9 protein-coding genes are annotated in these 13,476 nt (G+C 69.6%); 5 read left to right on the plus strand and 4 right to left on the minus strand.

Annotated elements, in window-relative coordinates; all coding sequences use genetic code 11:
* Positions 1 to 354: 354 nt before the first annotated feature.
* Positions 355 to 645: a hypothetical protein gene (locus tag ACFUK0_RS36570; RefSeq protein ID WP_380257703.1), complete on the minus strand. Its 291-nt coding sequence runs from the start codon at positions 643 to 645 to the stop codon at positions 355 to 357.
* A 388-nt stretch (positions 646 to 1,033) separates the two neighbouring features.
* Between ACFUK0_RS36570 and ACFUK0_RS36575 the strand changes: the two genes are divergently transcribed.
* The 3 genes from ACFUK0_RS36575 to ACFUK0_RS36585 all read left to right on the plus strand — a co-directional run bounded on the left by ACFUK0_RS36575 (position 1,034) and on the right by ACFUK0_RS36585 (position 6,772).
* Positions 1,034 to 1,219: a hypothetical protein gene (locus tag ACFUK0_RS36575; RefSeq protein ID WP_380257705.1), complete on the plus strand. Its 186-nt coding sequence runs from the start codon at positions 1,034 to 1,036 to the stop codon at positions 1,217 to 1,219.
* Between the two features lie 323 nt (positions 1,220 to 1,542).
* On the plus strand, positions 1,543 to 2,238 hold the full coding sequence (locus ACFUK0_RS36580) for an HNH endonuclease family protein (RefSeq protein ID WP_380257719.1): 696 nt from the start codon (positions 1,543 to 1,545) through the stop codon (positions 2,236 to 2,238).
* A 2,167-nt stretch (positions 2,239 to 4,405) separates the two neighbouring features.
* The gene (locus tag ACFUK0_RS36585) at positions 4,406 to 6,772 is read left to right on the plus strand and encodes a hypothetical protein (protein ID WP_380257707.1); all 2,367 of its coding nucleotides are present in this window, start codon (positions 4,406 to 4,408) and stop codon (positions 6,770 to 6,772) included.
* Positions 6,773 to 7,245: 473 nt separating this feature from the next.
* Here ACFUK0_RS36585 and ACFUK0_RS36590 read toward each other — a convergent pair whose 3' ends face one another.
* From ACFUK0_RS36590 to ACFUK0_RS36600, 3 genes are all read right to left on the minus strand, one after another.
* Positions 7,246 to 7,599: a hypothetical protein gene (locus ACFUK0_RS36590; protein ID WP_380257709.1), complete on the minus strand. Its 354-nt coding sequence runs from the start codon at positions 7,597 to 7,599 to the stop codon at positions 7,246 to 7,248.
* Positions 7,600 to 7,766: 167 nt separating this feature from the next.
* Positions 7,767 to 8,423, minus strand: coding sequence for a hypothetical protein (locus ACFUK0_RS36595; protein ID WP_380257711.1), 657 nt, complete (start codon positions 8,421 to 8,423; stop codon positions 7,767 to 7,769).
* Positions 8,424 to 8,433: 10 nt separating this feature from the next.
* Positions 8,434 to 9,555 (minus strand): IS630 family transposase, encoded by a 1,122-nt coding sequence (locus ACFUK0_RS36600; protein WP_380257713.1) that lies wholly within the window; start codon positions 9,553 to 9,555, stop codon positions 8,434 to 8,436.
* Between the two features lie 157 nt (positions 9,556 to 9,712).
* On the opposite strand from ACFUK0_RS36600, the gene ACFUK0_RS36605 reads away from it, so the two are divergent.
* On the plus strand, positions 9,713 to 10,186 hold the full coding sequence (locus ACFUK0_RS36605) for a hypothetical protein (protein ID WP_380257715.1): 474 nt from the start codon (positions 9,713 to 9,715) through the stop codon (positions 10,184 to 10,186).
* On the plus strand, positions 10,183 to 12,741 hold the full coding sequence (locus ACFUK0_RS36610; RefSeq protein ID WP_380257717.1) for a tetratricopeptide repeat protein: 2,559 nt from the start codon (positions 10,183 to 10,185) through the stop codon (positions 12,739 to 12,741). The genes ACFUK0_RS36605 and ACFUK0_RS36610 overlap by 4 nt, the downstream gene beginning before the upstream one ends.
* Positions 12,742 to 13,476 lie beyond the last annotated feature (735 nt).

The raw sequence follows: 13,476 nt of genomic DNA on the forward strand, positions 1-13,476 counted from the left end.
GGTGGGCCGTGCCGTCGGACCGGACCGTGCTCCTCGTGCGCCGCGGTTGACTGTCATGCCCTGGGTTCGGAAGCACCGGGGCGGACGGATTGGTATATCTCGGACAAAGTATCGAATCATCGGATATAGCGGACCCTTGGGTGTCCCCACAGTTCGGATCCAGCGGGTGACGTCGCACCGGCGGAGCGAACGGGCTGGTCGGCCTCGAGAGTTGACGGGCTGATGGCAGGTCCCGTCCGGGTGCGATCCGGGAGGAGGGGGCGCCGTACCGGAGGGCGGGCGCCGGGCCGCCGACCCCGGGCCGGTACCACTGCGCCCGGGAGATGGGAAGAACACGGCCGGCCGCGCACGACCTCAGGGCAGCCGGCGTTGCCGGCTGCGCGGCAGCAGGTCGAGAGGCTCCGGGCGCGGCCGGGCTGCGTGCGGTGCGCCGAGGGGAGCCGCCGGTGTGTTCTGTGCGGTACCCGCAGGCGTGGTGGGCGCCTGGTGACGGTAGAGCGCGGTCCCGGCGTGGATGAACGCGGTGTAGGCGTCGCTGTCCTCGGGGTCGGAGCTCCAGCGTGCTCCCGCCCGGCGCCAGGCGCGCTTCAGCTCGGCACGCGTCGGCGGCAGCGCGCGGAGGTCGTCCCGCAGGTCGTTCGTCACAGCGGTGATCGTAGGGGGTGCCGCGGCGCCCGGACTCCGGCGCGCCCGCCGGGCGCCGGCATCCGGCCTGCGAGCTGCGGGCGGTGGGTCGTGGCGCCCGCCGGCCACCGCCTACCGGTGCACATACTCTCGCGCGGGTCGACCGCGCAATGACTCCGGCCCCTCGCCGGGGCGTAGCCGGACAGCGGGCTGAGCCGTGCGGGTGAAAGCGCGCCGGTGACCGCACCCCGGGTCGCTGCTGCCGGTTTCCCCGGGTGTGAACCTGCCCACCACCGAGGCCTGGCCACCGGATCCTCGCGTCGCCTGGGCCCGCCGCGGTCCTGGCCTCCCGTTCCCTCAGCCGTCTGCGCGCCGGCCGTCCTCCGGATGGGCGCCGATCACGGCGTCGGTGCACGACACGCTGCAGGTGCCGGTGAACGCCGGCAACTGGATGCTGCTCGCCGACACCCTCGCGGACACCGGGGTCGACCTGGCCGTCGGCGACGTCGATGCGCTGCGCCGTACCGCGAAGCTCGACCAGGACGTCGTCGAGGCGCTCGCCCGGTGGATCCGCAGCGCCAACACGGCCCGATGACAGGCGCCGAGTCCGGTCACCAACTCGTGAGCAGCCGGTAGCCGGATCTTCCCCTGGCGTCGTAGCTCCAGCGTGGAACAGGGACCGGGCAGTGCCGCGATTGCCGCGCGGCCGCCCACGAGGGTGGCGCCTCCTGCCGGGGTGCGGCCGCCCTCAGCACACGCGGGCGCTGGCGGCCGGCGGCCCGGCGGGTCCCGCAGCGCCGTTTCCTGTACGACTACTTCCCCTCCCGGGTGAACGCTGCCCGGTTCGACTGTCCCGTCCGGGCGCTGGACCGCTAGGAAGATCCGCAAGTGACGGATCTCCAGAAAGCGGCCCACCATATGCGCATCACCCCCACGCACGCCGTCGTACTCACCGCGGCCACCGTGCTGCTCAGCGCGGCGATCTCCGTACCCGCCGCCGGCGTCACCCCTGCACACCCCGCCCACCGGGCCGCGGGCGACACGGTCACCACCAGCCTCCGGGCGGCCGTCGACGAACTGCCCGTCGCCGACGAGGACCGCACCGGCTACCTCCGCACCGCCTTCCGGCACTGGATCGACGCCGACCACGACGGCTGCGACACCCGACGCGAAGTCATCCTCGACGAAGCCGTCCAGGCCCCCGAGGTCGGCCCGCGCTGCTCCCTGACGGGCGGCCAGTGGTACTCCCCCTACGACGCGGTGACCGTCACCGACGCCACCGGCCTCGACGTCGACCACATGGTCCCCCTCGCCGAGGCCTGGGACTCCGGAGCGGCGGAATGGACAGCTGGCGAGCGTCAGGCCTACGCCAACGACCTCGACGAGCCGCGCGCGCTGATCGCCGTCACCGCGAAGTCCAACAGGTCGAAAGCGGACAAGGACCCGGCGGACTGGCTGCCGACGAACACCGGGTACCGCTGCACCTACCTCGCCGACTGGACCGCCATCAAGACCCGCTGGCACCTGAGCGTCGACCCCCGCGAGAAGGACACCCTGCAACGCCTCACCGCCGCCTGCCCCGACGAGCCGATCACAGTCCAGATCGCCCGCTGAGACCGCTGGCCCCGCAGGAATCAAGACGCCTCCGGGACCACGGCCGCCCCCATCACCTCAGCGGCGGTGGGCGGGGCGCTGGTTCTGGCGGGTGGGAAGGGTTTAGCGGCGCGGGACGCGGATCGGCAGGCCGGCCCAGGTGCTTCCGGCCGGCGGGTGGGGCCGGCGCGGCCCGGGGGCGTTCCTCGACCGCTGGCGGCAACGACCGGGACAGGACTGTGTGGCTGGCCACTGTCCCGGGCCGCCGGGCCGGGCCGGCGGGCGGGGGGCAGGTCAGCGGCGAACGTGTCGGGGGTGAGGGTGATGTACAGGCCGACGGCGGGCCAGAACTCGGTTCGCGGAGCAGTGCCAGGCGGTAGGGGGCGTGCATGGGGCGCGGTGCGGGGCGCGCCGACGCACCGCGTGGGTGGCGTGTGGGTGGCGTACCTGGCGGGCGCAGTAGCGTTTGGCTGGCCAGCTACAGCACGTCCTGCCGATCCATCTGATCTGATCAGCACAGATTACGGAGAGTAACTGTTTCATCGGCTAGCGAGAGGGCTTGAGTCACTGCGGTGCGGTCTAGGCTGCTGAATGCGCCGATGGACACTTCGGCACCTCAGGAACCCCCCGATCGATTTGGCGTGCGTTACGTCATCTCGCTTCGGCTTCCGCTTGGTTGCCGTTGTCTTCGTTCCCGAGGAGTCGATGTTGTCCCGCCGACGCCGTAGAAATGGCCGGCCTCCTACGAGGAGTGCCGGCCCGAATCGTGTGCGGCCTGTCAAGAAGTCTCGTTGGCTGACGCCCGAGAGGGCTGTCATTCTCGCGGCACTCATCACGGGTTTCGCAGCGGTGGCGACCACCTTGCTGGCACGAGGGTCCGGCCTCTAGGTAAGAGGCCGGACCTGGTGCTCGCGGTTCGGTAGGGGCGCCATCCGGTCAGGCTTTTGCGGGCAAAGGCCGGGTGGTGTCCCTCTTCTCACCTCAAGCAGTCCCCCGGGTGGACCATCGGGTCCGTAGACCCGGGATACCCGGAGGTAGCCATGCTCAGCAACCGTAGCAACCAGCGCCCGGCCGGGTGTGGTCCAGGTAGGAACAACCGGCCAAGCGGGCCGATGTCGTACGGCGGCATACATACAACTCTGGCATCACCGGAGTCTGTTGCAGCCAGCCGCGATGAGCTGTGTTGGACGAAACGATACGAGCCACTCAACCCGATCACGGCGAACGTACAGGTCAGAGCTGGCGGTATGACCGTTTGGGACAGTCGGCGGACTGTTCAGTCGCCTGGACGGATTGCATCAAATCTGCAAGCGGCACAGCATTGCCGCCGCCTGCCGGACAGCGGCAGGACCGAACCCCTGCCAGTTGGTCCGCACCGGGCCGATCATCCGAGGAATTGGTCGTGGTGAGCCGCCGCCAGCACGACACCGCCGGCAAAGGCGGGCAGGAGGAGGACCTGGCGCGCTTCCTACAGTCGCTGCGAGCCGAGGCCGGGCTGACCTACCGGCAGATGGGTTCACTGTCCACGGGGGCCTCTGCTGCGACCTTCTCCCGCGCGGACAGCGGTCGCGGCACCCCACGTTGGGCCGTGGTGCACAGTTACGTGCTCGCCTGCGGTGGCCGGCCCGGGCAGTTGGAACGCGCGCGGGATTTGTGGACTCGGGCAAGCGGAGCACCGACGCTGGTCCCCCGAGCGGCGGAGCCCGCAATGAGACGGCGGCTTCCCGGCGCCTTACTTACACCGACAGATCTGGCACAAGCAATGGCTGAGGTACGGGTACTGTGCGGAAGCCCCTCGCTGCGCGATCTGTCGCAGCGAGCGGCAGGGGCTGGCCTTGCCCTCTCCCGCAGTACCCTCGCCACAATTCTCAACGGAACCCGTATGCCCTCATGCGAGGCATTCGTCAGCTACATGACCCTCATGGCGGGCTACCCTCAGTCGCCCTCACGCGATGTGACTGCCACGGAGTGGCGTGAGGCATGGCGGCGGGCTAACTCCGAAGCACCTGCACGGCAGACGCAGGGCGTGATCCGGCCAGCCCTTGCGGGGTTCCCCGACGACGTCCCTCAGCGGGTACGACGACCGCGGCGCATCCGCCCGCCACGGCCCGTACCCGGCCCACTCGGAGAACTGAAGGACCTGCTCTACTCCCTCTACCTTGAAGCCGGCGCTCCCTCCCTGGACGCCTTGGCGCAGCTGATCCGCTCCGACCCGTCACTGCCGGGAGCCCCGGAGCGCGACAGCATCAGCCGTTGCCTGGCCTCGGACACGCTGCCTGCCCAACAGGGCGACGCAGTCAGTATCTCCGTCGCCCTGGCACGGCTGGCCGGGGTAGACCGCGCCGAGACTGCAGCGCGCGCCCGGGCCCTGTGGGTGGCGGCCGCGCGGGCAGCGCCGCGGGAGATACCACTGGACAGGATGACGGCCCTCGCCGTGGGGGTCCGTCCCGCGATCGTTGGGCCGCGAGGCGACGACGACCCGTCACTGCCCCGCCTGCCGGTGTATGTGGAGCGGGCTCACGACCGTACGCTCCGGGCCATCGCCCGTCGCGCAGCCGAAGGGAACAGCGAAATCGCGCTCGTCGTCGGCGAGCAACGCTCGGGGCGTACCCGCGCATGCTGGGAGGCACTGCAGACACTGCCTGCGGGCTGGACGCTCTGGCAGCCGGACTGCTCCCTAGGACCTGAGTCAGTGGCTGCAGCAGTGACAGCGAGCGGGCCCCGCACGGTGCTGTGGCTGGGCGATCTGCTGCGGCAGTGGTTGAGCGGCCCCGACACCGCACTTTGGCTGCCGGTTGTTGCAGAGATCGCGGAAGCAGTGCACTCTCCTGCGCACAGTCCGCTGCTGGTGATGGCATGCCTGGATACGGACACGTGGACCATTCTGGAACAGGCCCCGCGGCTGCCCGCCGGTGAGTGGATGTACTTGCTCACTGCGCAGCCAGTGATAGTGCCCGCAGTTTTCGAGGACAGCGCGGTGGCGACGGCAGCCCTCCATGACCCACGACTGCAGCTGGCTCTGCACCACAGTCCGCAGGGTCATATCGCGGCGTTCCTATGCGATCACCGGCAGGTTACCTCTGCACAGCACTCGGAGGAGATCCTCGTACAGTCGCAGGAGGCTGCGCTGGGCGGTGACGCCTACGCGCTGCACACAGTTGCCGCACTACTGGATCAGACCAAGCGCTCCGCGCAGGTGGCTCGCTGGTACAGACGGGCTGCGGAAGCCGGCTGCGCCGATGCCGTCCGTCCTGCGGCTGACCTCATGCACAAGGCCGAGGGACGCGCGGCCGCCGTTGCATGGCTGCGGCGCCAAGCCGAACACGGTGACAGCCGGGCCGCGCTGGTCCTCGCCCAGTATCTGAACAGCAGTGGCCCGCCCGGCAGCTCCCTGCCCTGGTATCGGCGGGCTGCCGAAGGGGGCCAACGAGCGGCACTGCATCCCGCAGCCGCCCAGATGCGACGCGCAGGGCGCAATGGGGAGGCGCTGCGCTGGTTGCGGGCCCGCGCGGTGGAGGGTCAGCGCGAAGCGCTCCTCGAGGGGGCTTTTCTGCTCAGGCGGCTCGGACACACAGATCGGGCCTTGTCGTGGTACGAGAAGGCAGCGGATGCAGGGGCCGTGGAGGCTTTCCGAAGCGCCGGCGACATGCTTCGCGAGGTCGGCTTCCGCGACCAGGCTGTGTACTGGTACCGCCAGGCCGCCGAAGGCGGCGACCTGGCGGCCGCGCGCAGCGCAGCACAGCTCCTGTACGAGGGCGGCCAGACCGAGGAAGCATTGGATCTGTACGAGTGGACGGCATCTCTGGGAGATGTGGGGGCGATGCGGAAAGCAGCCGTGATCCTTTACCGGGAAGGGCAGCAGGAGCGGGCACTGGGCTGGTACGAGCAGGCTGCGGACACCGGAAACGGTGATTCCGCACAGATCGCCGCCTCGCTACTGCGACGGGCAGGGCGCATCCAGGAGGCGTTCACCCGCTACCGTCAGGTTGCCAACGCTGGCAACAGCGGGGGACTGCGGGAAGGCGCATGGATGCTCTGCGACCTTGACCGTTTCGAGGAAGCTCTCAGCTGGCTCAAGGTCCGTGCGGCCACTGGGCACAAGGCCGCCTTCACAGAGGTCGCCGAATTGCTCCGGGAGAGCGGTCGAACTGATGAAGCGATCACCTGGTACGGGCACGCCGCCGACATCGGGAGTGTGGAGGCTTGCCTACGGGCGGCCGCCTTGGTCGAACAGAGAACAGGCAACATCGACGATGCCCTGCACTGGTACAGCCGTGCGACCCGCGTCGACAACTCAGGTGTTCTCGACATGCTGCCCGGGTCGTCGCATAGTGCCGGCCCGGCCCCCGGCGTCATGGCCTTCTCCGACGCCCCGCAATGGCCTGGCTTCCCCACGTCATCGGCCGAATCTCAGACTCGGGTACCAGTTGCCGCCGACTCGGCCCTGCCCGATATCCGGCCCAGGCCTGTCCCAGGATCCGTGCGCGCGGAACACAACGCGGGCGGTCGCACGCAGCAACGCGGGCGGGCAATGGCCCCACCTACAGAGCTGTAGTCCTGCGCTGGCTGGCAGCAGAGCCAGTAGATGGCGTATTGATGCTGATGGTACTGGCGTACTCGGGCGCACCCGTGGATCGACTGTGCTCTGGCGCTCTGCGCCTGCACAACGCCACAGTATGGCTACTGCCAACCCAGCCGGCCTCGTGTCTGCGGCAGTGCTCTGGTTAGAGGCCGGCTCCCCGCCGCCCTCCGGGGGCACCGGCTGCTCGGCCGGAGCCGCGAACCGGGCGAGGGCCTTGGCGAGGGCGCCCCGGCGCGCTGCTCGGCCTCCTCGGCCTGGGCGGCGGTGAGTGAGGGCGCGGCCGGCGGAACGGGGATGTCCCCTGCTCCGCCTCAGTCCGTTCCCACTCAGCCTCGGTGACGAGCCACGCCTCGACCGCAGCGACACCGTCCATCCACCCCCGCCGGTAGTGGTCGCCGCACCCGTCAGGGCTATCGGACATCACGGACTCGTCGGCGCGTCGGGTCTCACGTCCTGGCGGCGTTCTGGCGCCACCACGTGCCGTCCCTCGCAAGCTCTTCCAGAGTCTGCAGTCGCTGCTCGATGTGGTCGAAAAACTCGGCCGGCAGTCTGACGCCATGGGCAAGGACGTAATGGCCGGGCCCTTCCGGCCAGGGGTAGTAACCGTCGGTGAGATCACGGGACCCGTTGACCCGCGCACAGAACCTGCAGCTCGATGCACCCATCCAGGAGCCGGCGACCTGCGCGTGATCCTGGTAGTCCGGGAGCCACTGCCGCTCCGTCTCGTCCCACGCAGCATCGACGAGAGCAGCAGGGTTCGGCAGCGTCCGGTCGTCGGGCGTTCCCCAGAAGCCCAGCAACCTGACCGGACGATCGGCATCCTCCCGCAGCTCAGAAATGCCGAGAGGCTTTCACGCCGACGGTCGATGCGTCACCCCGGCATCAAGTTCCGTTACGACCGATCGGCACGAATTCCGGCCGCCGCGATGCGGATGCTGTTGCCGGTCAGCTTGCTACACATACTGGCTCAGTCCTCTCCGAACTGGATCAGGATCGCGAAGTACTCACCGTCACTTCCGGCAACCACGCCGTCGAAAGTGCAGGCGGTGACGGGATCCCAGGAACTACCTTGCCGGTTGGTCCACCACGTCGCGCCGGACCCGAGCCACTTCACAATGCGCGTCACAGTGTGTTGGGCGATCTCACGGTTCATGAGTTTCGAGCTGGGCCTTACGAGGTCGTCGGCGGCGAGCGTGGTCATCAGTTCGATCGCCACGTTGGCGGTGAGCGGCTCCAGGCGAGCCTCGACCTGCGAAGCGCTCGGAGGAACGGCCCCGCTGGCAAGGTGTCGCTCCCACATCGGGTGAAGGTCGGCGACGAGGGCGTGCACGTGGCCGGCAAGAGACCCCCGCCCGTGATCAGGGGTCGTCCCGGCCGGGAATCGGCCGTACCGCACGGAGACGGCGGGCCTGTTCGACAGCGACATGAGCAGGTCGCCGAGCTCAGACAGGCCCTCTGCACGTTCTTTGTTCTCCACCCACGCATCGTGCCATGCCGTGCAGTGGGCAAACGCGACTGTCATGTGTTTCCCAGGCACTGAGCTGGCCAGCCTGTCATCCAGCACGATGTACCGTTTGCGGCCATCAACCTGTTTCCCGCCGTCGAAGTTCTCGGCATCATCCAAAGAGGGCACGCTAGTGTCCTGCGCTGGAGATCCGTCGGCAGAATCGGGCGAGGGAGTCGAGGATCTCGTCGGCGGTCTTGGTCCAGGTGAACGGTGTGGGGTCCTCGTTCCAGTTCTTGATCCAGTTGCGGATGTCGCGTTCGAGGGCCTGGACGTTCTTGTGGGATCCGCGGCGGATCATCTGGTCGGTGAGGAAGCCGAACCAGCGCTCGACCTGGTTGATCCATGATGACCCGGTCGGGGTGAAGTGCATGTGGAACCTGGGGTGTTGGGCCAGCCAGGTGCGGATCGCCGGGGTCTTGTGGGTTCCGTAGTTGTCGCAGATGAGGTGGATGTCGAGACCGTCGGGGACCTCCTGGTCAATCTTGACGAGGAACTTCCTGAACTCCGCCGCGCGGTGCCGGCGGTGCAGGGAGGTGATGACCTTCCCGCTGCCGGTGTCGAACGCGGCGAAGAGCGTGGTCAGGCCGTTGCGCACGTAGTCGTGGGTCCGGCGCTCTGGCATGCCGGGCATCATGGGCAGCACCGGCTGGGACCGGTTCAAGGCCTGGATCTGCGACTTCTCGTCGACCGACAGCACCACGGCCCCCTCGGGCGGGTCGAAGTAGAGCCCGACCACGTCGTGGACCTTCTCGATGAAGAACGGGTCGGCGGAGAGCTTGAATGTGTCGGCCAGGTGGGGCTTGAGCTGGAACTTCCGCCAGATCCGTCCCACCGTGGACTTCGACAGGCCGCTGCGGGCCGCCATCGAGCTCCGCGACCAGTGCGTCGCATTCTTCGGGATCTCCTCCAGTGTCGCCGCCACCACCGCTTCGGCCTCGTTCACCGCGATGCTCGGAGGCCGGCCTGGACGCGGCTCGTCCACCAACCCGTCGAGCCGCTCGGCGAGGAAGCGCCGCCGCCACTTGCGGGCCGTGTCCGCGGTGATGCCCAACTCCCTTGCCACACCGACGATCGACGGAACACCCGGACCGTCGCAGGCCAGCACGATCCGGGCCCGTAACGCGAGCGCCTGGGCGGATGTCGCCCGCCGGGCCCATCGCGTCAGCACCTCCCGCTCCTCGCCGGACAACAACAAGGGCTCCAACGCGGGACCGCGACGACGCACCGGCGCATCCGAAGAATCACTCATGCAAGATCTAACGACGGATCTCCGGCGCAGGACACTAGGACCGGTTCCCCGGCAGTGCCCGGCGTGTCGTCTTGGAGACTGTGTGTGATCAAGGGGTAGGGTTCGCGCGCTGTCGTTTCGGGGGGTCTGAAGCGGCGGGGTCGAGGGAGGGGTCGGGATGTCTCGTCCGGTTCGTTGGGTGGTGACCGTCGTTTCGGCGGTCGTGGCGTTCGTGGTGTGTCTGTGGGTGGCCAGGTCGGTGTCGTTCGGCTGGCTGCCGAAGGCGGAGGCGGACCGGTGGGTGGTGGCGACCGCGTTCGCCACCGTCGGGGCGACGGCAGTGGCCGCAGCCGTCGGCTGGTGGGCCGGCCAGACGGCTGCCCCCACCACGGTGGCGGCTCCCCCGGCACCCCCGGCTCCGGTCCCGGCTCCCACGCCGCCGGCCCGAAAAGTCACACAGAAGGCCAAGGCCACCGGCCGTGGCCGGACCAACCAGACCGGCGGCAACCAGAACAGCCCCACAACCGCTGCCCCAGCCACTCCCGCGAACCCCGGCGGACCGGTGACCGTCCACCAGGACGCCACCGCAACAGGCGACGGCCAGGTCGACCAAGTCGCAGGCGACCAGCACACCGAGCAGCCCAAGCCATGACCGCGGACGACAACGCGCCCGAACACGTCGAACAGCACGCCACCGCCTCCGACCACGCCCAGATCAACCAGGCCGGCCACGACCAGTACATCACCAACGTCACGCAGCCGCGCTCGCCCCTGCCGCAGGCCTTGGCCGCCCTTCCCGCCGGACCGGAGAGCCTCGTCGGGCGGCAGACGAAGGTCAACGAACTTCTGGGCGCCCTCAGCCCGGCACCGCCATCGCAGGCGTCGGCCGGATCAGCACCGACGGTGGTGGTGTCGGCCGTCGCCGGCCTGGCCGGGATCGGGAAGACCGCCCTCGCCCTGCACACCGCCCACGCCGCAGCCGAACGGGGCATGTTCCCCGGCGGCGTCCTGTACGTGACCCTGCGCGGCTACGATCCCGCCGGCGCGGTGAGTGTGGAGCGCGCCCTCGGCATCCTGCTGCGCCAGCTCGGGATCCGCGACGAGGACCTCCCCGGCGAGATAGAGGAGCTGGCGGGGCTGTACCAGTCGGAACTCGCCCGCCGTGCCAAGGACGCCGGCGCGGTCCTGGTCCTGGCCGACGACGCCTCCACCCCCGCCCAGCTCACCCACCTCGTCCCCGCACAGCGCGCCCACCGGCTGCTCGTCACCTCCCGCGACACCCTCACCTCCCCCACCCTCCGGGCCAGGATCCTGCGCCTCGACGAACTGACCCCCGAGGCTGCGGCGGAGCTCATCCAAGGTGCTGTCGCCCTCGTCCTGCCCGGCGACGGACGCTGCGAGGCCGAGCCCGGGGCGTTGGCGAAGGTGGTGGCGCACTGCGGGCGGCTGCCGCTGGCGCTGCAGATCGCCGCCGCCCTGCTGGTGTCCGATCCCGGGCTGCCGATCGCCACCCTCGCCGACGACCTGGCCGGCGCCCTGGACGCCCTCCAGTTCGTCGACGCCGGCGGGCAGTCGCTGGCGGTGCGCGCGGCCTTCGACCTCTCCCACCGCCGCCTCGCCCCAGAGACGGCCCGGGTCTTTGGGCTGCTGGGCCTGTGCGAGGGCCCCGACGTATCGACCGACGCCGTCGCCGCCCTCGCCGACCGGCCCGTTCGCGACACCCGCCGTACCCTCGCCACCATCGCAAGCGCGGGCCTCCTCACCGAGCAGCCCGTCGGCTCCGGCCGCTGGCGCATGCACGACCTCATCCGCCTCTACACCACCGAACTCACCACCGAGAACACCCAGGACGCCCTCGACCGGCTCCTACGCCACTACACCGAGCTGGTGGACGCCGCCGACGACCACCTCCGCTGGCTGCCCGGAGACCCCGCCCCCGCACATTTCGACACCCGCGGCCAAGCCCTGGCCTGGCTCGACGCCGAACACCCCACCCTCGTAGCTACCATCGGCCGGCGCCCCCACGCCACCGTCGCCCTGGCCCTCCGCCTCCAGCAGTTCCTGATACTGCGCCGGCACTTCGACGACGCCCTCACCACCACCGAACACGCCCTCACCACCACCCGGGAGCTCGGCGACCGCCGCGGCGAAGGCAGGGCGTTGAACAACCTCGGCAACGCCCTGCGGCAGGTGCGCAGGTTCGAGGACGCCATCGACGCCCACACCCAGGCCGCCGACATCTACCGGGAGCTCGGCGACCGGCACGGCGAAGGCACGGCGTTGAACAACCTCGGCCTCGCCCTGCAGGAGGTGCGCAGGTTCGAGGACGCCATCGACACCCACACACGGGACCTGACCATCTGCCGGGAGCTCGGCGACCGCCGCAGCGAAGGCACGGCGCTGAACAACCTCGGCCTCGCCCTGCGGCAGGTGCGCAGGTTCGAGGACGCCATCGACGCCCACACCCAAACCGCCGACATCTACCGCGACCTCGGCGACCGCCACGGCGAAGGTCAGGCGTTGAACAACCTCGGCCTCGCCCTACGGCAGGTGCGCAGGTTCGAGGACGCCATCGACGCCCACACCCAAACCGCCGACATCTACCGCGACCTCGGCGACAAGCATCGCGAAGGCACAGCGTTGAACAACCTCGGCAACGCCCTGCGGGAGGTGCGCAGGTTCGAGGAGGCCATCGACGCCCACACCCGGGACCTGGCCATCTGCCGCGACCTCGGCGACCGGCACGGCGAAGGTCAGGCGTTGAACAACCTCGGCCTCGCCCTGCAGGAGGTGCGCAGGTTCGAGGACGCCATCGACGCCCACACCCAAGCCGCCGACATCTACCGGGAGCTCAGTGACCGGCACGGCGAAGGTCAGGCGTTGAACAACCTCGGCCTCGCCCTGCGGGAGGTGCGCAGGTTCGAGGAGGCCATCGACGCCCACACCCGGGACCTGGCCATCTGCCGGGAGCTCGGCGACCGGCACGGCGAAGGCAGGGCGTTGAACAACCTCGGCCTCGCCCTGCAGGCGGTGCGCAGGTTCCAGGACGCCATCGACACCCACACCCAGGCCGCCACCATCTTCCGGGAGCTCCGCGACCGGCACCGCGAAGCCCAGGTGCAGCGGAATCTGGGTGACGTGGTGGAGGAGGCCAGCCGGGCGGGTGGTTGGTGGGGTCGTGTGTGGGGTCGCGGGCGGCGTTCGTAGTTTTCCGGCGGACGGTGAACGCGGTAGAGGGGCTGGGGCACCTTGTCGGGCCTGGCGGGCCGGGCGGGCGCGTCCCGGGCGGCAGGGCCCCTGGGACGCTGCCAGGGCCGCAGAGCCCCCGCCACGGCCCGCCAGGCCGCCAGGCCCGCCAGGCCCGCCAGGCCACCCGGCCGCAGGCCAGAAGGAAGAAGGCACAGCGCAGCGTCCCCGAACCGCCACGCGCGCCCGCCCACCACCACCCCACCAACAGCAGGGCAGGGGGGGCGCACAGGGGTAAGTCGGAGCCCCGGCAGCCGAACTAACCGGCCCTGACCTGCAGGTTCTCACTCGTGGCCCTCCCTCTTGGGTGCGTATGCCTGGCCATGGGTCGCCCCTCGAGGCAGCGCAACCCATGGGGCCAGCGGCCAGGGTTGAAGCATTGCAATGCAATGCTTTAGTTTCACTATGTAATTGAAAGGTTTCCATGCCGCTTGACCATTGAATCGAATTTGGCCTGTGCTGATTTGGCCGCTCTGTGAGCGCTGCCCAGGCCGCACTCCTGGCTATCGAAAAGAGGCCTCCAGAGGCTCGCTTGGGCGAGATGCGCACAGTGCCAAACTGGCTGGCGAAGCTGCGGCGCTCAGCCTTCCGGCGGTCACGGTTTCAGAGGGCGGTTCGTGACTGTTTAACTGGTTTTGGTGTCACCTGATGGTGTGGGTGTGGGCGGAGTCCGCCGGTCCGCGGCTGGTGGTCTGG

The organism is Kitasatospora sp. NPDC057223 (assembly GCF_042669755.1).
Lineage (GTDB): Bacteria > Actinomycetota > Actinomycetes > Streptomycetales > Streptomycetaceae > Kitasatospora.

Bases quoted from the DNA above. Each gene is read 5' to 3' on its own strand.
- ACFUK0_RS36580 (WP_380257719.1), top strand. From the start codon at position 1,543: ATGCGCATCACCCCCACGCACGCCGTCGTACTCACCGCGGCCACCGTG.
- ACFUK0_RS36600 (WP_380257713.1), bottom strand. From the start codon at position 9,555: ATGAGTGATTCTTCGGATGCGCCGGTGCGTCGTCGCGGTCCCGCGTTG.
- ACFUK0_RS36605 (WP_380257715.1), top strand. From the start codon at position 9,713: ATGTCTCGTCCGGTTCGTTGGGTGGTGACCGTCGTTTCGGCGGTCGTG.
- ACFUK0_RS36610 (WP_380257717.1), top strand. From the start codon at position 10,183: ATGACCGCGGACGACAACGCGCCCGAACACGTCGAACAGCACGCCACC.